Origin of the sequence: Rhizobium sp. YJ-22, from assembly GCF_029601685.1 — a bacterium.
In the GTDB taxonomy this organism is placed as follows: Bacteria; Pseudomonadota; Alphaproteobacteria; order Rhizobiales; family Rhizobiaceae; genus Metarhizobium.
Genome location: NZ_JARRIR010000014.1, coordinates 25,468 through 47,884, shown reverse-complemented (window position 1 = coordinate 47,884; position 22,417 = coordinate 25,468). Strand labels below are relative to the sequence as shown.

At 65.2% G+C, this 22,417-nt stretch carries 21 protein-coding genes; 9 read left to right on the top strand and 12 right to left on the bottom strand.

The genetic code is table 11. The features are described from left to right. Positions 1–46: 46 nt before the first annotated feature. A complete protein-coding gene (locus P7F60_RS25270; protein WP_277920471.1) occupies positions 47–817 on the bottom strand; it encodes a DeoR/GlpR family DNA-binding transcription regulator in 771 nt (256 codons plus the stop codon). 107 nt (positions 818–924) lie between these two features. On the opposite strand from P7F60_RS25270, the gene P7F60_RS25265 reads away from it, so the two are divergent. Genes P7F60_RS25265 through P7F60_RS25255 form a run of 3 tightly spaced genes read left to right on the top strand, consistent with a single transcriptional unit; the run spans position 925 to position 4,960 of the window. Continuing rightward, a complete protein-coding gene (locus P7F60_RS25265; RefSeq protein WP_277920470.1) occupies positions 925–2,289 on the top strand; it encodes an NAD(P)/FAD-dependent oxidoreductase in 1,365 nt (454 codons plus the stop codon). Then, positions 2,286–3,554: an FAD-dependent oxidoreductase gene (locus tag P7F60_RS25260; protein ID WP_277920469.1), complete on the top strand. Its 1,269-nt coding sequence runs from the start codon at positions 2,286–2,288 to the stop codon at positions 3,552–3,554. The genes P7F60_RS25265 and P7F60_RS25260 overlap by 4 nt, the downstream gene beginning before the upstream one ends. After that, entirely contained in the window at positions 3,554–4,960 is a 1,407-nt protein-coding gene (locus tag P7F60_RS25255) for an FGGY family carbohydrate kinase (protein ID WP_277920468.1), read from the top strand. The genes P7F60_RS25260 and P7F60_RS25255 overlap by 1 nt, the downstream gene beginning before the upstream one ends. Before the next feature lie 155 nt (positions 4,961–5,115). Here P7F60_RS25255 and P7F60_RS25250 read toward each other — a convergent pair whose 3' ends face one another. From P7F60_RS25250 to P7F60_RS25220, 7 genes are all read right to left on the bottom strand, one after another. Continuing rightward, positions 5,116–6,300, bottom strand: coding sequence for an alpha-hydroxy acid oxidase (locus tag P7F60_RS25250; RefSeq protein ID WP_277920467.1), 1,185 nt, complete (start codon positions 6,298–6,300; stop codon positions 5,116–5,118). A gap of 50 nt (positions 6,301–6,350) precedes the next feature. Continuing rightward, on the bottom strand, positions 6,351–7,724 hold the full coding sequence (locus P7F60_RS25245) for an FAD-binding oxidoreductase (RefSeq protein ID WP_277920466.1): 1,374 nt from the start codon (positions 7,722–7,724) through the stop codon (positions 6,351–6,353). A 4-nt stretch (positions 7,725–7,728) separates the two neighbouring features. Beyond that, positions 7,729–8,508 carry an aldolase/citrate lyase family protein gene (locus tag P7F60_RS25240; protein WP_277920465.1) on the bottom strand — a complete coding sequence of 260 codons (780 nt, stop codon included), beginning with the start codon at positions 8,506–8,508 and terminating at the stop codon, positions 7,729–7,731. Between the two features lie 19 nt (positions 8,509–8,527). Further along, positions 8,528–9,298, bottom strand: coding sequence for an ABC transporter permease subunit (locus tag P7F60_RS25235; protein WP_277920464.1), 771 nt, complete (start codon positions 9,296–9,298; stop codon positions 8,528–8,530). Between the two features lie 52 nt (positions 9,299–9,350). Continuing rightward, positions 9,351–10,007: an ABC transporter permease subunit gene (locus P7F60_RS25230; protein ID WP_347276897.1), complete on the bottom strand. Its 657-nt coding sequence runs from the start codon at positions 10,005–10,007 to the stop codon at positions 9,351–9,353. 131 nt (positions 10,008–10,138) lie between these two features. Further along, positions 10,139–10,915, bottom strand: coding sequence for a transporter substrate-binding domain-containing protein (locus P7F60_RS25225; protein ID WP_277920463.1), 777 nt, complete (start codon positions 10,913–10,915; stop codon positions 10,139–10,141). 26 nt (positions 10,916–10,941) lie between these two features. After that, complete coding sequence (locus P7F60_RS25220; RefSeq protein WP_277920462.1) at positions 10,942–11,703, bottom strand: ATP-binding cassette domain-containing protein; 762 nt, start codon at positions 11,701–11,703, stop codon at positions 10,942–10,944. 119 nt (positions 11,704–11,822) lie between these two features. On the opposite strand from P7F60_RS25220, the gene P7F60_RS25215 reads away from it, so the two are divergent. Continuing rightward, positions 11,823–12,764, top strand: a complete 942-nt coding sequence (locus tag P7F60_RS25215) for a LysR substrate-binding domain-containing protein (protein WP_277920461.1) — start codon at positions 11,823–11,825, stop codon at positions 12,762–12,764. A gap of 4 nt (positions 12,765–12,768) precedes the next feature. On the opposite strand, the gene P7F60_RS25210 is transcribed toward P7F60_RS25215, so the two are convergent. The 4 genes from P7F60_RS25210 to P7F60_RS25195 are packed head-to-tail and all read right to left on the bottom strand — an operon-like array spanning position 12,769 to position 17,331. Beyond that, positions 12,769–13,608 (bottom strand): alpha/beta hydrolase, encoded by an 840-nt coding sequence (locus tag P7F60_RS25210; RefSeq protein WP_277920460.1) that lies wholly within the window; start codon positions 13,606–13,608, stop codon positions 12,769–12,771. Between the two features lie 18 nt (positions 13,609–13,626). Next, on the bottom strand, positions 13,627–15,090 hold the full coding sequence (locus P7F60_RS25205) for an NAD-dependent succinate-semialdehyde dehydrogenase (protein WP_277920459.1): 1,464 nt from the start codon (positions 15,088–15,090) through the stop codon (positions 13,627–13,629). A gap of 16 nt (positions 15,091–15,106) precedes the next feature. After that, on the bottom strand, positions 15,107–16,306 hold the full coding sequence (locus P7F60_RS25200; RefSeq protein ID WP_277920458.1) for an iron-containing alcohol dehydrogenase: 1,200 nt from the start codon (positions 16,304–16,306) through the stop codon (positions 15,107–15,109). A 20-nt stretch (positions 16,307–16,326) separates the two neighbouring features. Beyond that, positions 16,327–17,331 carry an Ldh family oxidoreductase gene (locus tag P7F60_RS25195; protein ID WP_277920457.1) on the bottom strand — a complete coding sequence of 335 codons (1,005 nt, stop codon included), beginning with the start codon at positions 17,329–17,331 and terminating at the stop codon, positions 16,327–16,329. Between the two features lie 73 nt (positions 17,332–17,404). Here P7F60_RS25195 and P7F60_RS25190 point away from each other — a divergent pair, with 73 nt between their 5' ends. The 5 genes from P7F60_RS25190 to P7F60_RS25170 all read left to right on the top strand — a co-directional run bounded on the left by P7F60_RS25190 (position 17,405) and on the right by P7F60_RS25170 (position 22,333). After that, positions 17,405–18,118 carry a GntR family transcriptional regulator gene (locus P7F60_RS25190; protein ID WP_277920456.1) on the top strand — a complete coding sequence of 238 codons (714 nt, stop codon included), beginning with the start codon at positions 17,405–17,407 and terminating at the stop codon, positions 18,116–18,118. Further along, positions 18,115–19,710, top strand: a complete 1,596-nt coding sequence (locus tag P7F60_RS25185; RefSeq protein WP_277920455.1) for a sugar ABC transporter ATP-binding protein — start codon at positions 18,115–18,117, stop codon at positions 19,708–19,710. Before P7F60_RS25190 ends, P7F60_RS25185 begins: the two co-directional genes overlap by 4 nt. Continuing rightward, positions 19,673–20,671: an ABC transporter permease gene (locus P7F60_RS25180; protein WP_277920454.1), complete on the top strand. Its 999-nt coding sequence runs from the start codon at positions 19,673–19,675 to the stop codon at positions 20,669–20,671. Before P7F60_RS25185 ends, P7F60_RS25180 begins: the two co-directional genes overlap by 38 nt. 46 nt (positions 20,672–20,717) lie before the next feature. Further along, a complete protein-coding gene (locus tag P7F60_RS25175; protein ID WP_277920453.1) occupies positions 20,718–21,683 on the top strand; it encodes a substrate-binding domain-containing protein in 966 nt (321 codons plus the stop codon). Positions 21,684–21,745: 62 nt separating this feature from the next. Continuing rightward, positions 21,746–22,333, top strand: a complete 588-nt coding sequence (locus P7F60_RS25170; protein WP_277920452.1) for a DJ-1/PfpI family protein — start codon at positions 21,746–21,748, stop codon at positions 22,331–22,333. Positions 22,334–22,417: the final 84 nt, after the last annotated feature.

Below are 22,417 nucleotides of genomic sequence, written 5' to 3'. Positions count from 1 at the left end.
AAATGACCGTTCGGTCAATACTTATGACTGTTCGGTCGTGAAATATTTATGCGCCAGCCAGCAGCACCGTGACGCCGCGCTCGGCCAGATCGGCGGCGAGCGCCGGCGAGATCGTATCGGTGACCAGCGAGACGGGCGCGGCTGCGGGCACGACCTCGAAGACGCCGAGCCGGGCCATCTTGCTGGAATCGGCCAGCACCACCGGCTGCGCCGCCTGTCGCGCCATGGCGCGCGCCACCTGCGCCTGCTGCAGGTCGTGATCCATGAAACCGCCGGCGCCATAGGCGGCGACGGTGAGGAAGGCGTAAGCGGCGCGAAACTCGCCGATCTGCCGCACCGCCATGTCGCCGACGCTTTCCTGTCCGCCGCGCCGATATTCGCCGCCGATCAGGAAAACCCGCGAATCCTCGGCCTTTATCGCCAATGCGGCGATGGCGGCGGAGTTGGTAATGACGGTCAGCCCGGCGATCTGCGGCAATTCCTCGGCAAAGATCAGCGTCGTCGAGCCGGTGTCGATGAACAGGCTGTCGCCCGGTTTCAACAGGCCTGCGGCCTTGCGGGCGATGGCGCGTTTTCGGGTGAGGTTCTGGGTCATGCGGGCGGCAAGCGCCCCCTCCGCCTTCTCGAAGCCGGAGGGCTCCGCCGCCGTCGCGCCGCCATGCACCTTGCGCAGCAGCCCCTGGCGATCCAGCTCGCTCAGGTCGCGGCGGATGGTTTCGCGCGACGCCTCGAGGGTTTCGGCCAGCGCCTCCACGCTTGCCTTGCCGTCGCGATTGACGATTTCGACGATGCCGTCGCGTCTGGCTTCCGGTGTCATGTCGTGACCGATCAGTCTTTAAGATTGACCGAACGGGCAATCTTGGCTAGTGTATGCCCATGAATAGCGTCATCGGGCGCTGAGTTCCAGCCAGACGGGCAGGGTCCATGGATATTTTCGACATAGCCATCATCGGCGCCGGCGCCGTCGGCTGCGCCGCCGCGCGGCGGCTGGCGCTGGCAGGATGCCGGGTGCTGGTTCTGGAAAAGGGCACGGATATCCTTTCCGGCGCCAGCAAGGCCAACAGCGCCATCCTCCACACCGGCTTCGATGCGCCGGAGGGTAGTCTGGAACTGGACTGCATGCAGGTCGGCTACCGCGAATATCTTGGCCTCCGCGCCGATTTCAACCTGCCGCTGCTCGAAACCGGAGCCATGGTCGTCGCCTGGAACGAGGCCGAGTTTTTGCGCCTGCCGCAGCTTGCCGAAATCGCCCGCCGCAACGGCGTCGCCGATGTGGTGCTGCTGGATGCGGGCGATGTGCGCCGGCGCGAGCCGAACCTCGACCCGTCCGCGCTGGGCGCGCTGCTGGTGCCTGGCGAATATGTCATCGATCCCTGGTCGCCTTTCCTCGGTTATGCCCGCCAGGCCATTGCCGCCGGCGCCGTCTTTTCCTTCAAGGACGAGGTGCTGCGCGGCGCTTTCGATGGCGCGCGCTGGACCGTCGAAACCGTGAAGGCCCGCTGGACGGCCCGTCATATCGTCAATTGCGCCGGCCTCGGCGGCGATCTCATCGAACAGCGGCTGCTGGGCGATGCCAGCTTCGAAATCCGGCCACGCAGGGGCCAGTTCGCCGTCTACGACAAGGCGGCCAGCCGGCTGGTTGACGCCATCATCCTGCCTGTGCCCTCGGAAACCACCAAGGGCGTCGTCCTCTGCCGCACAGCCTTCGGCAATGTCATCATCGGCCCGACCGCCGAGGAGCAACAGGATCGCGACCGCCCGACCGTCGAGCGGGCGGAGTTGCAAAAGCTGCTGGCCCGCGCCGAAGCCATGCTGCCGGGGCTGAAGGATATTCCGGTCACCGCCGTCTATGCCGGCCTGCGCCCCGCGACCGAAAGGAAGGAATACCGCATCCGCCACGAACCGGACCGTAACTGGCTGACGGTCGGCGGCATCCGCTCGACCGGCATGACCGCGTCGCTGGGGCTGGCGCAACTGGTCGCCCGTCTGATCCTCGGCGAAGACAGCGTGCCGCAGGATGCGCCGAAACCGCCGGTGATGCCGAACCTCGCCGAGCATCTGCCGCGCGACTGGTCGACGCCCGGCTATGGCGAAATCCTCTGCCATTGCGAAATGGTGACCGACCGGGAAGTCACCGCCGCGCTGGCCTCCTCGCCGCCGCCGCGCGATCTCGCCGGCCTCAAGCGCCGCACCCGCTGCGCCATGGGCCGCTGTCAGGGCTTCAATTGCCTCGGCCGCCTTTCTGAGCTTGCCGGCGACAGGCTGGCGGGATTGGGAGAGGCGCTATGAACGCGCCGGCCGCCTTCCTGCCGGTGGTCGAGACGCCGGCCGAAACCGCCGATGTGCTGATCGTCGGCGGCGGGCCGACGGGGCTGGCCGCCGCCGCCCGCCTGGCCGCGCTCGGCGTCGGCCGCGTCGTGCTTCTCGAACGCCAGACGGAGAGCGGCGGCGTGCCGCGCCATTGCGGCCATTCACCCTTCGGCATGCGGGAATTTTCCCGGATCATGGGCGGTCGCGCCTATGGCCGCCGCCTGACCGAAACGGCGCTCGCCGCCGGCGCGCAGATCCGGCTGCGCCATTCCGTGCTCGCCGTCGAGGCGGGGCCGTCGCTGCTGATCGCCTCGCCCGAAGGCGTCTATCGCTGCAGGGCGCGCGCCGTGCTCCTCGCCACCGGCGCGCGCGAAACCACCCGCGCCGGCCTGCTGGCCTCGGGAAGTCGCCCGAGCGGTATCATCAACACCGCCGCTTTGCAGGACATGGTCTATCTCCGGCACCGGCGACCGTTCAGGAACCCGGTCGTCGTCGGCACGGAACTGGTCGCCATGTCGGCGATCCTGACCATGCGCGGCGTCGGCGGCACGGTCGCCGCCCTGATCGAAAGCGGCCCGAAACCCATCGCGCGCTGGCCTTTCCGCTGGCTGCCGCCGCTGCTGGGCATTCCCGTCCATTGCGGCGCGGAGATCGCCGATATCATCGGCGCATCGCAGGTGGAGGGCGTCAAAATCCGCAATTTCACCGACGGCTCGGTCCGCGAGATTGCCTGCGACGGCGTGTTGTTCAGCGGTCGTTTCACGCCTGAAGCCGCCTTGCTGCGGCTTTCCGGCGGGCGGATCGCGGCCGGAACCGGCGGCCCCGAGATCGACGATCATGCCCGCACCAGCCTGCCCGGCGTCTATGCGGCCGGCAATGCCCTGCGCGGCGTCGAAACGGCCGGCTGGTGCTGGGCCGAGGGCCGGCGCGTCGCCGAGGTCATCGCCGCCGACCTTGCCGGCGCGGCGGCGCAAACGGCCTCCCTCGCCGTCCATGCGGGCGAGGGGATCGGATATGTCTATCCGCAAAAACTGACGGGGAGCGGCCCGAAAGCCTTTTCGCATCTCGACCTGCGCCTGAGCGACTGGGTTTCCGGCGAACTCTCCGTGACGCAATCCGGCGTCTGCCTGTATAACACCCGCATTTCAAGCGGCCCGGAGCGGCGCGTGCGCATTCCCCGCGCGCAACTGCCGATATCGGGCGATGCGCCGCTCGTCGTTTCCGTGCGGAAAGGAAAAAGCTGATGCGCATTCTGGCCATCGACCAGGGCACGACCTCCACCCGCGCCATCCTGTTCGAGGACGGCCGGCACAGGCCGGTCGGCGCCCGCAGGCACCGGACCCGCCATCCGCAGCCCGGCCGGGTGGAGCAGGATGCCTCGGAAATTTTCGCCAATATCGCCGCGCTCGTTGATGCCGCAGGCCACGTCGATGCCATCGCGCTCGACAATCAAGGCGAGAGCTGCCTCGCCTGGGATGCCCGCAGTGGCGAACCGCTGTCGCCGGTCGTCGTCTGGCAAGATGTGCGCACCGCCGAAGACCTCGCTCGGATGGCACAGACCGATGCGGCGGCGCTCAGCCGCGATCTCGCCGCCCTGCCGCTCGACCCCTATTTCTCCGCCTCCAAGCTCGGCTGGCTGCTGCGGGAAAACGAGGCGGTGAAACGGGCAGCGGCCAAGGGCCGGCTGCGGATGGGCACCACGGATGCCTACTTCCTCGACCGCCTCGCCGGCGCCTTCGCCACCGATTGCGCCACGGCCTCGCGCACCGGGCTGATGAATATCGAAACCGGGCAATGGGATAGCCGGCTTTGCGCCCTGTTCGGCGTGCCGCCGGAAAGCCTGCCGGAGATACGCACCAACATCGCCGGTTTCGGCGCCGTCGGCGGCGTCCCGGTCGCCGCCGCCATCGTCGATCAGCAGGCCGCCCTTTACGGCCATGGCGCGCGGGGAAACGGCGATGCGAAAATCACCTTCGGCACCGGCGCCTTCGCGCTCGCCGTCACCGGCGGCACGCTGCATCGCGGAGCCCTCGACAAGGGGATATTGCCGACGCTCGCCTGGAACCTCGGGAACGGCCCCGTCCATGCCATCGACGGCGGCGTGCAGGATGCCGGCTCGGCGGTGGAATGGGCCTTGCGGGCCGGGCTGGCCGAGAAACTGGCGGATTTCGATGCCGTGCCGGACCGATCGGCCATCGCGCGCGGGCTGGTGTTTGCGCCGCTGTTTTCCGGCCTCGGCTGCCCGCATTGGGACAGGAGCGCCGCGCCCATCCTACTCGGCCTGCAACCGGATATGGGCAAGGCGGACATGCGCCAGGCGTTGCTGGAAGGTATCGCTTTCCTGACCGCCGACGTCATCGAGGCCATGGAAGACATCTGCCCGATAGGAGACACGCTTTCCATCGACGGCGGCCTGTCGAACAACCGCTATTTCGCGCAGTTCCTGGCGAATTGCCTCGGCAAGACGATCAGGGTCGACGGTTTTGCAGAGCGAACCGCCTTCGGCGCTGCTTCGCTCGCTGCACTGGCTCTTGGGCGAACATTAAGTCTTGAAACCGAACCGGCAACGCTGTTTCGACCGCAAGCCTTCACGCCGGACCTCCGCCACCGCTTCCAGGATGCCTTGCGGCGCGCGCAAAACTGGCGCTGACACTTCGGCAGGGCGGTGGCGAGTGAGGCGAGCAGGCCCGGCCGGCGGCAACAGGATGAAGATTGATCCGAAAGATCTATTGCCTCTCCGGCGATAGCCAGGAAAATGTGCGACAAGCCCAATGTGAGGCTTTCGGTCTTGTTTCATGTCATTCCTCAAGGATGGCGTTTGGTCTGTTCGAAGCTGTCGATCATGACGGCTTCCAGACTGGGGCTATCCAGGTCGAAGCATCCGATCTGCCGCATCAGGCCAGAGAGTTCGTCGTTGAATATCTCCATCGCCCGGTCGACGCCGTCTTGTCCGAGGCCGGCGGCGCCGTAGAGGAAGGCCCGACCGGCGAAGACATAGTCGACCCCAAGGCACAGCAGCGCGAGGATATCCGATCCCCGGCGAACGCCGCCATCGAACATCACCGGAAAATCCGGTCCAACGGCCGCTCGGATCGCCGGCAGGCAATCGATGGACCGTGCCGCGCGATCGAACTGCCGACCGCCATGGTTGGAGACGATGATCGCGTCCGCTCCTTCCTCGCGCACAAGGCGCGCGTCCTCCGGATGCAGGATGCCCTTGACGACGAGCGCGCCCGGCCAGAGCTGGCGGAACCGCCGGAGGTGGTCCCAGGTCTGTAGCGCATAGCCGTGCTCGATCGAGAATTTCGCGACATCGAGCCCGGAAGAGCCCTTGGGCAGATAGGGCGCCCAGTTCTCCATCACCGGCAGGCCGCCCGTGCGAAGATAGCGCAGCGTCCAGCCCGGATGAAGCAGGCCGTCGAGGATGGTCCGTGCGGAGAGTTTTGGCGGAATGTCGATGCCGTTGCGGATGTCGCGCTCGCGCTTGGCCGCCACGGGAATGTCCACCGTGATCACCAGCGCGCCGCAGCCACAAGCCTCGGCACGCCGGATCATGTCGGTATTGATGGCGTCGTCGGCAGTCGTATAAAGCTGGTACCAGAGGTTCGCGCCGGCGATCTCGGCGGCGGCCTCCATCGAGGCGACGCTGACGCCGGACATGATATAGGGCACGTCATGTCGCTTCGCCGTCCGCGCGAAGAACAGCTCCGCCTGCGGCCGGAACAGGCCCGCATAGCCCATTGGGGCAATCCCCAGCGGCCCGGAGAACACGCGGTCGAGCACGCGCCTGGAAATCGAACAGGCGCTGACGTCACGCAGATAGCGCGGCAGGAAGCGGAAGCGCCGGAAGGTTTCGCTATTCTCGCGCAGGCCGCTTTCGTCGCCCGCCCCGCCGGCGATCCAGTCGTAGAGCATCCTTGGGAGATAGCGTCTGGCCGAACGCTCCAGGTCGTCGGTATTCACGATCTTGTCGAGGGGCGGCTTGAACATCGTCTTCCAGTCGGGTTGAAAATCGGAGCCTTCATGGCTGTGACGGCAAGTCAGATGATCTTGCCGGGATTGAGGATGCCCTTCGGGTCGAGCGCATTCTTCAGCAGCCGCATGGTGGCGACCTCCGCCGCCGTCCGGGAATGATGCAGATAGTCGCGCTTGGCGAGGCCGATGCCGTGTTCGGCTGAGATCGATCCGCCATAGTGGGAAATCAGTCCGTAGACCAGCCGGCGGACCGCGCTCTTGCCTTCCGGCGTGGGAAGGCCGGTCGTGACATGCAGGTTGCCGTCGCCAAGATGCCCGAGCACATGAAGGCCGAGATTATCGGGCACCTCCTCGTTCAGGCAGCGCGCGACGTCGTCGACGAAAGCCTCCATGCGGCCGAGCGGGAGCGACACATCGAAATCGATCATCGTCGTGAACAGGCGCATCTCGGCTTCGAAATCCTCGCGAATCTTCCACAGTTCCTGCCGCTGGCGCGAGGAAGATGCGATGACCGCATCGGCGACCAGCCCTTTCTCGACGGCCCGGCCGACGACGCTCTCGAAGAGTGCTGCATCCACGTCGGCCTCGAAGCCTTCCGATTCGCACAGGACATAATAGGGAAAGCGGCCTGTGATCGGCGAGCGCCCGTTCAGGAGCGCATCGACGTTGAAATGGAAGAACTCGGCCCACATGATCTCGAAGGAGGACAGCGTGCCGTGCAGATCACGCCCCATCAGGCCGAGCGTTTCCGCGACCGCGTCAAAACTCCCGAAGGCGAGCAGGGCGGTGTTGACCGATTGTGGCGCGGGATGCAGCTTGAGCACGGCCCGCGTGATGACGCCGAGCGTTCCCTCCGAGCCGATGAACAGATGCTTCAGGTCGTAGCCGGTATTGTCCTTGACGAAGGGCGTGAGATGGCTGAGCACGGTGCCGTCCGCCAGCACGCATTCGAGGCCGAGAACCTGGTCGCGCGCCACCCCGTAGCGCAGCGCCTGGAAGCCGCCGGCATTGGTGGAGAGCGCCCCGCCCAGCGTGGCGCTGCCCCTTGCCCCGAAATCGAGGCCGAAACGAAGGCCGTCGGCGACGCAGCGCTGCTGGATCGTCTCGACGATCGCGCCGGCGCCGACCTCGACGGTCATTGCCTGCCGGTCCGGCGCGTCGATGTCGTCGAGGCGGTCGAGCGAGATCAGCAGCGTTTCGGCCGTCGATTGCGTCGCGCTCACGAGATTGGTGCGCCCACCCTCGACGATGACGGCCTGACCTTGCGCATGGCAGAGCCCGAGCAGGACGGAGAGTTCCCGCACGTCCGCCGGCCGTGCCAGTCCCAGCGCCTCGGTCGGCGCATGAATCCAGAAGTCCTGCGGCCGCTGGCGCAGCGCCGGCCCGTCCACGACGTTGCGCGCGCCCACGAGTTGCCTGATGTCATCGAGATCGACCATATGCTTACCTTTCCGCGATGGCGGCCAGCTCGCTGACCAGGCTGCGCCCCGATGCCTGGACGAAGCCGGTGTCGGAACCGATGGTGAAGAGCGAATAACCCATATCGATCAGATCGGGAATGAGGGACGTGTTCGGCGCATCGATGGCCGCCAGCTTGCCCGCCCGCCGCGCCGCTTCGGCGACACGGCGCAACACCTTGCGCAGTTCGCCATCGAACCGGCCGATCGGCAGCCCCAGCGAGCTGGCGAGATCGGCCGGACCGACGAACAGGACGTCGAACCCTTCCACGGCCAGGATCGCCTCCAGATTGGCAAGACCCTTGACGCTTTCGAGCTGCAGGAACAGCGTCGTCGCGTCGTTGGCGCCCGCAAGATAGGCGTCGAAATCCTCGTAATAACCCGAGGCCCGCCAAGGGCCGATGCCACGCGCGCCCGCCGGTGCATAGCGGCAATGGGCAACGATCGACGCGGCTTCCTCCGCGGTTTCGATCATCGGCACCATGATGCCGGATACGCCCGCATCGAGCGCGGCCTTGATGTCACCGGCCGATTTCGACCGCGTGCGGAAGATCGTCGGCGCGCCGTGCAGTTCGGCTGCCGGCAGAAGGCCCCCGAGCGCGTTGACGTCGATTGGAGAATGCTCGCCGTCGAGGAGGAGGAAGCCGAACTGCGCCCGCGCCATCAGTTCAATGACGATGGGATGGGGAATTCCCACCCAAGCGCCGAAGACCGGCTTTTCGCTGCGAAGTCGCGCTTTCAGGCTTTTGCCCAGAGTAAGTGACATGATGCGTGCTCTTTTGCCGTCAGGTTTTGCGGAATGCAGTGTTGTCCCGGCTTTTCCCGGAAAGAAGGGTGAAGACCCTGGTGATCACCACCGCCAAGACGATGTAGATCGCGCAGATGAGGAGAAGTGGCTCGTATGTCAGATAGGTTTGCTGGCGAACCTGTGCGGCCACCGAATAGACATCGACCACCGTGATCGTCGCCACCAGCGGCGTGGCCTTAAGCTGGAGGATCGTTTCTCCGGCCAGCGTCGGCATCGCCCGGCGGAAGGCCTGCGGCAGCCATATGCGCCGGAACGTCAGGAAGCCGGACATGCCATAGGCCCGCGCGGCATCGAGCTGGCCCTTGGGCACGCCCTTGAAGGCGCCGCGGAAAACCTCGCCCTCATAGGCCGCATAGGATAGTGTCAGCCCGAGCAATGCATAGGGCCACGCCTGCCTCAGGATCGGCCACAGTCCGGATTCGCGAATCCAGGGAAACTGCGGGAACAGCGATCCAAGGCCGTAATAGAGCAGCCAGAGCTGGAGCAGCAGCGGAGTTCCACGGATCACGGTGCAAAATGCGCGCGCCGGCAGCGCCAGCCATTTCGGGCCGACCACCTGCACGAGGCCGATGGGGATCGCCAGGAGCATGCCGAGCGAACTGGTGATGACCACCAGCAGCACCGTCATGCCCAGCCCGCGCACCAGAAGCGGATAATAATCGCCGAGCCAATCCCAGCGCATCCGCAGCGCGGCATAGATGGCGAGAACGGCGGCCGCCACGATGGGCGTCAGTGTGCCCGTATCCATGCGAAGGCGCCCGGCGGCGACTTTCTCGCGATGGACCATTCCATTTGATCCGCTAGACATGCGCCACGCCCTTCGTCGCCCAGGCTTCCAGCCGGCGGGAGAGGAGATTGGAGAGCATCGTCGCCAGCAGATACATGCCGCCGGCGGCGATGAAGAAGGTGAAATAGGCTTTCGTGGTGCCCGCCGCCTGGCGGGTGACCTGTGTCAGCTCGCCGAAGCCGAGCACCGCGAGCAATGCCGTATCCTTCATCGCGATCAGCCAGAGGTTCGAGAGCCCCGGCAGGGCGAAGGGCAGCAGCGCCGGCAGCGTGACGCGCCGCAGCGTCAGCCACGGCGACATGCCGTAGGCATGGGCCGCTTCGATCTGGCCGTAGGGAACGGAAAGGATTGCGCCGCGGATCACCTCGGTGGAATAGGCCCCTTGCACGACGGCCAGCACGACGATCCCGGCGACCGCCCCGTTGAAATCGATCTTCTCCTGGCCGAAGGCGGTGAGCACGCCGTTGATCAGATCGGCGCCGGCGAAATAGACGATGAGGATCAGCACCAGCTCCGGCACCGACCGCACGATCGTCGTATAAAGGTCGAGGGCCTGCCGCGTCGCGCCGCCGCCACCGAGCTTGCCCAGCGCGCCGGCGACGCCGATGACCAGTCCGAGGGCAAAGGCGCCGAAGGCGATGGTCAGGGAGCGCATGAGTCCGACGAGCATGGCGCTCGCCCACCCTCCCGCCGTCAGCAGCTCGATGCTGGCGGCGGCGGGAGACCAGATCGTGTCGAACAGTTCGTTAATCGTCGTTCTCCAGCATCAGGCCCCGGGGCATCGAACCCCGGGCGCAGCTCTCAGTCGCCACCGTAGATGTCGAAGTCGAAATACTTCTTGGTGATGGCGTCGTAGGTTCCGTTCTTGCGGATCGTGGCAATCGCGGCGTTGATCTTCGCCTTGAGCGCGGCATCGTCCTTGCGCAGGCCGACGCCATAACCCTCGCCAAGCGTCGACGGATCGCGCTTGAGCACGCCCTTGGATTCGCAGCAGGCGCCGGATGGCGACTTGAGGAACTCGTTGATGGCGACCACGCCGTCGATGACGACGTCGATGCGGCCGGCGGCGAGATCCTGGTAGGCCTCGTCCTGGGTGTTGTAGCCGCGGATGTCGGAGGCGTGTGCGGCGAAGTTCTTTTCCGCATAGGCCTGCTGGCCGGTCGAGACCTGAACGCCGATGACCTTGCCGTCCATGCTCTCGGGCGTCGTGTCGATCGTGGCGGACTTGGCGGCCACGACCACGGTCGGCACCTCGTAATACTTGTCGGAGAAATCGATGACCTTGCGGCGTTCGTCGTTGATGCGCATCGAGTTCATGATCATGTCGATCTTGCCGCCGAGAAGGGCGGGAATGATCCCTTCCCATGCGACGGGAACGCGTTCGCAGTCGAGCTTGGCTTCGGCACAGACCGCATCGATCATCTCGACCTCCCAGCCCGTCCAGTTGCCGTTGGCATCCGCCACCCAGAACGGCGGATAAGGCTCCGGCGCAAAGCCGACACGGGTCTTTTCGGCATAGGCGGTTCCGGTCATCGCGAGCACGGCGCCCGCGATCATGCCCAGCATGATTTTCTTCATTCTACTCCCCTTTTTGTCTTGGAACGTTAATTGAGATTGCCCAGAAAGCGTGCGAGCCGTTCGGAGGTGGGATTGCCGAAGACCTCCGCCGGCGCTCCCGCTTCCTCGACCCGGCCGCCATGGAGGAAAAGCACCTGGCTGGAGACCTCGCGCGCGAAGGACATTTCATGCGTGACAAGGATCATCGTCCTGCCTTCCTCCGCGAGCTCCCGGATGACTTTCAGCACCTCGCCGACCAGCTCGGGATCGAGCGCCGAGGTCGGCTCGTCGAACAGCATGGCGAGCGGCTGGACGGCCAGCGCACGTGCGATGGCGCCGCGCTGTTGCTGCCCGCCCGACAGGAAGGCCGGATAGACGTCGCGCTTGTCGTGGAGACCGACGCGCTCCAGCAGCCGCAGCCCCTCATCGACCGCCTGCCGGCGCTCGACGCCGAGAACATGGATCGGCGCCTCGATGACGTTTTCGATCAGCGTCATGTGGCTCCACAGGTTGAAGCTCTGGAACACCATCGCCAGCCGGGAGCGGATGCGGCGCATCTGCGCCTTCGAGGCCGGCTCCATGTTGCCATTGCCGTCAGGCCTGAAGACGATCGCTTCGCCGTCGACGCGGATCTCGCCCCGGGTCGGATGCTCCAGACAGTTGAGACATCGCAGGAATGTCGACTTGCCCGAGCCGCTGCCGCCGATCAGCGAGATGACATCGCCCTTGTTCGCCGTCAGGCTGACGTCGCGCAGGACCTCGAGATGGCCGAACGACTTGCGAATGCCTTCCGCATGGAGCATTTCCATCCCGCCACCTCCCCGGACAGCTGGCAATCTGCAAACAGAATTTGACTGTCAGCTATTGCTAGTGCAAAGAAGCACGACTGTGACTGGCAAAAAAACTCATATTTGGTTGAATTCAGCTCATGCGAGACATGCGCCGCTTCATCCCCTCGGGGAACCTGCTCTACGTATTCGACGCGGCCGCGCGCCTGGAAAGCTTCACAAAGGCCTCCGAAGAGCTGAACGTCACGCCGGCCGCCATCAGCCATGCCATCCGCCAGCTTGAAACCGGCCTCGGCGCATCGCTGTTTCATCGCAAACACCGGCAACTGCAACTGACGGATGACGGGGAAAAACTCTATCGATCGGTCGAAGCCGGGCTGGACCAGATCGAGCGTGCGGCGCTGGAGATCCATTCGACGGCGGCGTCGGACATCAAGGTCTATGCGTCCATCACCGTCGGCACCTACTGGCTTCTGCCGCGGATCTCCACCTATCCCGGCAACGACGCCCGTATCGAGATGCAGCTCTACAATTCCGACAAGAAGCTCGAATTGCCAGCCGATGGAGTATCGATGGCGATTACGAACGGGCGCGTGGATTGGCCTGGCTATGAGGTGCTGCCGTTCACCCGGGAGACGATGTTTCCCGTTTGCAGTCCCGACTATCTGGCGAAGCATGGACCGATATCATCGCTCGCGGCGCTTCTGGCGCACAACCTGCTTCATCTGGACAGTCACTATCACGAAGGCCATACGTGGCGGGAATTTCTGGCCCATTATGGCATCGACTACGCCGTTTCCAGCGGCGCCTCGACTTTCAACAACTACATCCTTGTCGTCCACGCCGTCCTGGCCGGGGCAGGGATCGGCCTCGGCTGGCAACATTCGGTTGGCGATCTCGTCGCCAGCGGCGCACTGGTGCGCCCGCTGGAAGAGTTTCAGACGACCGAGAACGATTTCCTGCTGGTTTACAGGAAAGGCCGGCCGCTCACGCCGAGGGCGTCGGCCGTCCTCGACTGGCTTCTGGAACTTGGTTGTGTCGAACGCGGTCCGCCTTCTCTTGGCGCATCCCTGCGGGCCTGAAGCGTCAGCTTGAGGAGACCATATCCGCGAGGCAGCGACCGAGTTCGCCATCCGGATCAGCCAGGTCGAGGACCACGCTCATATGGTTGAGACCGGGCACCGAGAGGAGCCGGGATTGGTTGTTCTGATTGTTCAGCCGCGCCTGGAACTCCGACGCCTGTTCGTGGAACGGTGGCGTCTCGTCACCGCCAAAGGCTATGATGCGCTTGGGGCATGCTCGTTGCTGCGAGGTCAGAGGTGACCAGGCCTGTGCTTCGGTCGGTGTCATCCGGGCTTCATCCCGAAGGAAGCTGTCCGGTATTCCCGAGAGGTCATAGATGCCGCTGATCAGCAGGAGCCCTTTCAAATCGGGCAACCGCGGCGCTTCCGTTTCTGCCGGGCCGGTCGCCGCCAGGAATGAGGCGAGATGTGCGCCTGCCGAATGGCCGCTGACCGACAGCCGTGCCGGATCGGCGCCAAAATCGCTGGCATGCTGCTGGAGCCAGACGACGGACCGTCGCACCTGGCCGACCAGCACGTCGAGACGCTCGCCCGGCATCAGATCGTATTCGACAAGGGCAGCGATACCGCCGGCGGCCAGAACCGGCGCGGCGACGAAACGATAGTTTTCCTTTTCGCCGGAGCGCCAGTATCCGCCGTGAACGAAGACATGCAGCGGCGCGCCGGCTCTGGGGCTCGCCGGGAGGATGACATCGAGGATTTCCCGGTGCCGCGAACCGTAGCGAATATCCGCCAGCATGTCCGCGTTTGCCGAAAGCGCGCGGCTACGTGCCGCGAACTCGGCGGCAATCGCGTCGAAATCGGGCACGAAATCGCGAATCCGGTAAAGATCTTGTGACGTCATCCTCTGGCTCCCCTCACGTCAGTATTCAACCGCGTAATATTTTGCTTCCATGAATTCAAGAATGCCGGTCACGCCGCCTTCGCGGCCGAGCCCGCTTTGCTTGACGCCGCCGAACGGCGCGGCCGGGTCGGACATCAGTCCCCGGTTGATGCCGAGCATACCGGTTTCGAGACGCTTGCCGACTCTGAGCGCCCGCTTCAGGTCGCCGGAATAGATGTAGGCCGCCAGGCCGTATTCGGTGTCGTTGGCAAGGCGAACCGCCTCGTCATCGGTTTCGAACCTGTAGACCGGCGCGACCGGGCCGAAGATCTCCTCACGGGCGATGGCGGCGTCGACCGGTACGTTTTCAAGCACCGTCGGGGGATAGAAATAGCCGTTCTCAGTCAATGGCTTGCCTCCGGTCGTGGCTCGAGCGCCGGCAGCCACCGCCTCGGAAACCAGCCGGTCGATCTTGCGCACGGCGTTGGTCGTGATCATCGGGCCGCATTGCGTGGCCGGATCGTAGCCGGGCCCGACCTTGAGCGCGGCCATGCGCGCCGTCAATCCCGCAACGAAGGTGTCGTGAATGCCGGCCTGCACATAGAAGCGATTGGCCGCCGTGCAGGCTTCCCCGGCATTGCGCATCTTGGCGATCATCGCCCCGTCGAGCGCCGCATCCAGATCCGCGTCGTCGAAGACGAGGAAGGGCGCGTTTCCGCCAAGCTCCATCGAGCAACTGACGACCGACCTGGCCGCTTCGGCCAGCAGGGTGCGGCCGACGCCGGTCGAGCCGGTGAAGGACAGCTTGCGCACGCGCGGATCGGCCAGCATGGCATTGGTGACGCCGGCAGCGTCTCTGGTCGTCAGAACGTTGACGACGCCGGCCGGAACACCGGCCTCTTCGCCAAGACGCGCCATGGCATAGGCCGTCAGCGGCGTCTCGGAAGCGGGCTTGAGGATCACCGTGCAGCCGGCGGCAAGCGCCGGGCCGATCTTGCGGGTGGCCATGGCGGCCGGAAAATTCCACGGGGTGATCAGCACGGCGATGCCGATCGGCTCGTGGTCCACGAGGATGTTGTGCGAACCCGATGGTGTGTGGCGATATTCGCCCGGAATGCGCACCGCTTCCTCGGCATACCAGCGGAAGAATTCCGCCGCATAAGCCACCTCGCCGCGCGCATCGGGCAGCGCCTTGCCGTTTTCGAGCGAGATCAGCATGGCGAGCTCCTCGCCATGCTGCGTCATCAGTTCGAACCAGCGGCGCAGGATCTCTGCCCGCTGGCGGGCAGGGGTGGCGCGCCATCCGGCCGCGGCGGCCTGCGCCGCATCGACGGCGCGGAGAGCGTCGTCGATCGAGGCGTCTGCCACTTCTGCAAGCGTGCTTCCGGTCGAAGGGTCGAGAACCGGAATGCCGCCGCCGCTGTGCCAGGCGCCGCCGATATAGAGGCCGTGAGCGTGAAGGGCGGGATCGGCATAGCCGGAAACCTTGGCATGGAACGTCATGGGTTGTCCTTTCAGATCAGGTGAGGCTTGCGCGGTCTCCGCCATGAGCGGCGGCGACGAGATTGCGCATCTCCTGCGCGTTCAGCGGGCGGGGATTGTTCTGGATAAGGCGGGTGATGCCGCAGCTCTGCTCGGCTACCCAGTCGATCCGTTCTTCGGCAAGGCCGAGATCGCGCAGGGTCGCGGGAATCCCGATGCGCGCGAAGAGGGCGGCGAGGGCGGGGACGACCTCGCCGGGGCCTTTCAATCCGGCGGCGGCCGCGATCTGGGCCAGTTCCGGCTCGATGGCCGGTGCGTTCCACGTCATGACATAGGGCATGAGGCAGGCGACGCCGAGGCCATGGGCGGTGTGGGTGAGGGCGCCGACCGGATACTGGATGGCGTGGGCTGCGGCGGTGCCGGCGACCCCGAAGGCAAGGCCGGCGAGCGTCGCGCCGAGCATGACCTTTTCGCGTGCTGCCCGATCGGCGCCATCCTTGCAGGCGGCTTCGAGCCCCTGCCAGAGAAGTCCGATGGCGCTCAGCGCAAACTGGTCGGACAGCGCGTTCTTTCCGACGAAGACACGCTGCTGCGCAATGCCCGGTACGGGCTCGCGGCGGATGGCGGTAAAGGCCTCCAGGGCATGGGTCAGCGCATCCGCGCCGGCAATCGCCGTCAGCCCTGGCGGGCAGGAAAGCGTGAGTTCGGGATCGCAGATGGAAACCGTCGGGATGAGATAAGGGCTCGATATGCCGACTTTCAGGCTGCGCTCCGCGTCCGACAGAACGGCGACGGGCGTCACCTCCGATCCCGTTCCGGCGGTGGTGGGAATCGCGATCAGCGGCAGGACGGGTCCTGGAACGGTATGTTCGCCGTAATATTGCTGGGGCCGCCCGCCATGGGCGAGAAGAAGCGCGACGCACTTCGCCATGTCCAGGCAGGAGCCGCCGCCGATGCCGATGACGAGGTCCGGCTGGAAATTGCGGGCGTTGTCGGCGCTCGAAACCGCCGATTCGACGGGGACGTCCGGCAAGGTCGAGCTGTCCACCAGGACGGCAAGGTTTGCGGCTTCCAACTGGCCGACCAGCGCGCGCAAATCGGCGTCCGCGGCAAGGCGCGCGTCGGTGACGACCAGCGCGCGCTGCCCGAGCTTTGGGGCGACTGTCCCGAGCGCATGGCGTTGGCCGGCTCCGAAGAGCAGTTCGCGCGGCGCCCTCAATGTGCCGAATAGGTTCATTCCGTGTCTCCTCCAGTGATTCAGGCGGCCTCAAGGGCCATAAGCTGTTCGAAAAGCGGTTGCGGCAACGCGATCCCCTCCCGCATCGCGGCTGCGCGGCGGGCGCGCGCGCCATCGCCCGGGACGGCGACCGGCCGGCCCGGATCGAGCGGGCGCGACAGGCGCAGGCTGTCGAGATAGGACGCCAGCACGGAGATCGCGCCCATCCCCGAAGCGGGGTCGATCAGCACCAGTAGATCGCCCTTGTTGGCCGGCTGGGCGTCATCGAGCGTACCGCGCACCTTCGGCGACATGTCCGAGCCAGCCAGTGCGGCAACGAGAAGCTCTATGGCGAGGCCAAGCCCATACCCCTTGGTGTCGCCGAATGGCGCGATGGCGCCGCGCTGAGCCGCCACCGGGTCGTCGGTCGGCCGTCCCTCGGCATCCACGGCCCAGCCGAATGGGATCGGCGCGCCGCGCAGCGCGTGATTGTTGATCTTGCCCATAGAGACCACGCTCGTCGCCAGATCGAGCACGAAGGGGTCGCCGCCGGTGGGAATGCCGATCGCCACCGGGTTGGTGCCGAGCATCGCCTCGGTGCCGCCGAAGGGATGAACGAGCGCCTCGCTCGTCGACATCACGAGCGCGATCAGGCCATCGCGCGCCGCCGCTTCGGCGTAATAGGCGAGCATGCCGATATGGTTTGTGTTGCGGATCGCCGCGAGGACAATTCCGGTCTGCGCAAGCGGCTGCTTCAGGAGGCGCAGGGCGTTCATCATGACCACCGGACCGAGCCCACGCTCGCCGTCCACAGTCATGAAGGATTGACGCGACCAGGTTTCTGCGCCCTGCGTTCGGGGGTTTGCCAAGCCTTTTTCGATGCGGGAGAGCAGGAGCGGAAGTCGCTGAAGGCCATGCGAGGCCAATCCGCGCAACTCCGCCTCCACAAGCAGGTCCGCCTGCAGCCGTGCAGCCTCTTTCGGCGTTCCCCGGCTTTCGAGGAGCCCTGTCGCCAGCCGTCGCAGCCGGTCGGGGTGATGATGCATTTTCATATCCTATATCAGATCATATACGATATTGTATTTGACATAGGATATCTTATTTGCAACAAAAGATCGCATGTCAATAAGCAGTCGGAGAGCGAGCGTGGCAATTGCAGCGGAACGGGATGGCAGGGCGTCGAGCATTCGCCCAACCAGCGTGGTCGATGGCGTCTACGACAGCATCTATCATCGGCTGATGTCGCTGGAGATTGCACCCGGCGCGCGTATTCCGATCGATGTCCTCTCCCGTGACCTCGGCGTCTCGCAGACGCCGATCCGCGAGGCGCTCAGCCGGCTCGAGCGCGAGGGACTTGTGCGCAAGGAGCACCTCGTCGGCTACAGCGCGGCGCCGCAATGGACACGCAAGCAGTTCGAGGATCTCTACGCCTTCCGCCTGCTGGTCGAGCCTGAGGCTGCCCGGCTTGCCGCCGTCCACATGACGCCGAAGGCGCTGTCGGAACTTGAGACCTCGGCGGCCGACATGGGGCACGGCGAACCGCCGGTCGACCGCAACACGCGCTATTCCCGCTTCGCGCGCGCCGACGCGCAGTTTCATGACGCCATCCTGAAGATCGCGGGCAACGAGATCATCCGCAGCACGCTTTCGAACCAGCATGTCCACCTGCATATCTTCCGGCTGATGTTCCACACGCGGGTCACGCAGGAGGCTCTGGAGGAACACGAAAACCTGTTGGCGGCGTTCCGTTCCGGCGAGCCGCAGGCGGCTTATGATGCGATGCGCCTCCATATCGAGCGCTCGCGTGATCGCCTGCTGTCGGCCTTCGAATGAACGCGGTCGTCTCTCCAAAGCCGGTCGAGCCGCCGGCAAGCGCCTTGACCGCCGCACTCGGCGCCGAAGGGCTCGGCAAGACCTACGGCCAGATCACGGTACTGTCGGACGTCACGCTCGACATCCTGCCGGGCGAGGTTCATGCGGTGATCGGCGAGAATGGCGCTGGCAAGTCCACGCTGATGAAGCTCCTGTCCGGTTATGTCGCGCCGAGCGCCGGCAGCCTCTCGATGGAAGGCCGGCCGGTCGCGTTTCGCAATGCCGTGGAGGCGGAGGCCGCCGGCATCGTGCTGGTGCATCAGGAAATCCTGCTGGCGGGCGACCTGACGGTTGCCGAAAATCTGTTTCTCGGCCGCGAGGTCGGCCGCGGGTTCATGGTGGACGACCGGTCGATGAACCGCCGCACCGCCGAACTTCTGGCGAGGGTGGGCTCGACGGCCCGGCCGCGCGACCGCGTTAGCGACTTGCCGCTCGCCCAGCGCCAGCTCGTGCAGATCGCACGCGCGTTGCTGGACGAGCGAAAGGTGGTGATCCTCGATGAGCCGACGGCCGTGCTGGCCAATGACGAGGTAGCGGCGCTGCTCGACATCGTGCGCGGCCTGCGCGATCACGGCGTCGCCGTTCTCTATATCTCGCACCGCCTCGACGAAGTGCAGGCGCTGGCCGACCGCATCACGGTCTTGCGCGATGGCCGGATGATCGGCACCTGGCCGGCGGCGGGGCTCGGCCAGCGCGAAATGGCCGAACTGATGGTCGGCCGCGAACTCGATATGCTCTACCCGCACAAGCGGCCGCAACCGACAGCCGCACCGATCCTGACCGTCACCGATCTTGCCGTCGACCATGGCGCGCAGAGGGTTTCCTTCGAGATCCGCCCGGGTGAGGTGCTCGGCATCGGCGGCATGATCGGGGCGGGCCGCACCGAACTGATCGAGGGGTTGATGGGGCTTCGCCCTTCGCATGCGGCGAGCGTCACCCTCAACGGCAGGGAGATGTCCCATCGCTCGGTGCGCACGCTCATGGATGCCGGCCTCGTCTACCTGACCGAGGACCGCAAGGGCAAAGGCCTGCTTCTGGAGGAGAAGCTCGGCCCGAACCTCACGCTGCAGGCGCTTGATGCCGTCAATCCACGCGCCGTGCTCGACAAGCGGGCGGAGTTTGCGCGGCTTGAGCAGGCGGTGACGGACTACGATATCCGCGTGCGCTCATTGCGGCTGGACGCCGGCAAGCTTTCGGGCGGCAACCAGCAGAAGCTGCTGCTGGCCAAGGTGATGCTGGCCGATCCCTGCGTGGTGATCATCGACGAACCGACGCGCGGTATCGACATCGGTAACAAGAGCCAGATCTACGAATTCATCGACGCGATGGTGCGCGGCGGCAAGGCCTGCATCGTCATCTCGTCGGAAATGCCCGAACTCGTCGGCCTCGCCGACCGGGTTCTCGTCATGCGGGCCGGCCGGATCGTCGCCGAGCTTCGCGGCAATGACATCAACGAGGAGAACGTCGTCTACGCGGCCACGACGGGTGGAAGCGGCGACGGCCGGGAGGATGAGCATGAACACCGCAGCAACCCTGACAATCCCGCCGGCTGACGAGGCGGGCCGCATTCGCTGGGGCGAGCTGGCGCCCTTCATCGCGCTTGCACTGATCGTGCTGGTCGGCGCGCTGGTCAATTCCAACTTCGTGTCGTCGGCCAACCTGATCAACGTGATCACGCGCAGCGCCTTCATCGCGATCATCGCCATCGGCGCGACCTTCGTCATCGCCTCCGGCGGTCTGGATCTGTCCGTCGGGTCGATGATGGCCTTCGTCACCGGCATCATGATCATGGTGATGAACCATCTCGCCCCTGCCTTCGGCGGCTGGGCCATCCCCATCGGCGCCGGCGTCGGGCTGATTGTCGGCTCGCTCTGCGGCCTGTTCAACGGGTTGATCGTGACGGTCGGCCGCATCGAGCCGTTCATCGTCACGTTGGGCACCATGGGTATCTTCCGCGCCCTCATCACCTTCATGACCGATGGCGGCTCGCTGCCCATCGACCGCAGCCTGCGCGAGGCCTATCGGCCGGTCTATTTCGGCAGCCTGTTCGGCATTCCCTATCCGGTGCTGATCACGGCCGTCGTCGTGCTTGCCGGCGCCTTCCTGCTCTACAAGACGAAGTTCGGCCGGCGGCTGACATCGGCCGGATCGAACGTCGAGGTCGCCAGGTTCTCCGGCGTCAACGTGGCGGCCGTGCGCACCACCGCCTACGTGATTCAGGGCGTTTGCGTCGCCATCGCCGCCATCTGTTACGTGCCGCGCCTCGGCGCTGCGACCCCGACGACCGGGCAATTGTGGGAATTGCAGGTCATCACCTCGGTGGTGATCGGCGGAACGCTGCTGCGCGGCGGACGCGGACGCATCGGCGGCACGATCGCCGGCGCCCTCATCCTGGAGGTCATCGCCAATGTCATGGTCCTGTCCGACATGGTCTCGGAATATCTGGTCGCCGCCGTTCAGGGCGCGATCATCATCATCGCCATGCTGGCCCACCGCTTTACCGCCAACCGCTGATATCGACCCAAGGGTCGATGCCGAACCGACTTCAAAGGAGGAGAAAATGAAGTCTATGATGCAGAAAGCCGCATTGTTGCTGTCGGCCGCCATTGTCCTGGCCGTGCCGCTCGGCGGCGCGCAGGCCGAGGACAAGAAGGTGACGATCGCCGTCTCGATCCCGGCCGCGACCCATGGATGGACGGGAGGAGTCGTCTACCATGCCCAGCAGGCCGAGAAGGAGATCGAGGCCGCATTCCCCAACATCGACGTCGTGCTGTCGACGGCATCCTCGGCGCCTGCCCAGGTTTCCGCCCTGGAAGACCTTTCTGCAAGCCGCAAGCTCGATGCCCTCGTCATCCTGCCCTTCACGTCAGAGGAACTGACCGGGCCGGTCGAGCAGATCAAGGAGAAGGGGACGTTCATCACCGTCGTCGACCGCGGGCTGACCGATCCCAAGGTTCAGGATCTCTATGTCGCCGGCGACAATATCGCGGTCGGCGCCAACACGGCCCATTGGCTTGTCGACAAGCTCGGTGGCGACGGCCAGATCGTCGTCCTTCGCGGTATCCCGACGGTCATCGACGATGAGCGCATCAAGGGGTTCTCCGACGTCATCGGCAAGTCCAACATCAAGATCCTCGATATCCAGTACGCCAACTGGAACCAGGACGAAGCCTTCAAGCTGATGCAGGACTATCTGGCGAAGTATCCCAAGATCGATGCCGTCTGGGCCAATGACGACGATATGCTGCTCGGCGTGCTGGAGGCCGTCGACAATGCCGGCCGCAAGGACATCAAATATGCGCTTGGCGGCAACGGCATGAAGCAGATCATCGAGATGGTGAAGGAAAAGAACGAGCGTACGCCGATCTCGACGCCCTATCCGCCGTCGATGATCAAATCGGCGATCTACATGACCGCCGCGCAGTTCAACGGCCAGGCTCCGGTCCGTGGCTCGTTCCTGCTCGGCGCGCCGCTGATCACGCCGGAAAACGCCGATCAGTTCTACTTCCCCGATTCGCCATTCTGATCCGAACAGGCGCCCGGTCACGGCCGGGCGCCATCCCATATTCATGACAAAGGAGACAAGACATGAGCGGCAAGAAAATCCTCATGCTGACCGGTGAATTCACCGAGGAATATGAAATCTACGTCTACCAGCAGGGGATGGAGGCTGTCGGCCACACGGTGCATGTGGTCTGCCCGGACAAGAAGGCCGGCGATCGCATCAAGACTTCGCTGCACGATTTCGAAGGCGACCAGACCTATACCGAAAAGCTCGGCCATTATGCCGACATCAACAAGACCTTTTCCGAAGTGCGCGTCGAGGAATATGACGCAGTCTACGCCGCCGGCGGCCGCGGCCCGGAATATATCCGCACAGACAAGCGCGTTCAGGACATGGTTCGCCATTTCCACGAGACGGGAAAGCCGATCTTCACGATCTGCCATGGCGTGCAGATCCTGATGGCCGTGCCTGGTGTCCTCAAGGGTAAGAAGGTCGCAGGGCTGGGCGCCTGCGAGCCCGAAGTGACTGCGGTCGGCGGCATCTATGTCGACGTCAAGCCGAACGAGGCCTATGTCGATGGCAACATGGTTTCCGCCAAGGGTTGGACAGGTCTCGCCGCCTTCATGCGCGAGTGCCTGAACGTGCTCGGCACCAAGATAATCCACAGCTGATCCAGTGGAAGAACGGGGCCAGTCGCCGGGTCCAGCCCGGCGGCTTGACGGGCTCGCAATGCCTTGCGCGGATCATTGCCGCAA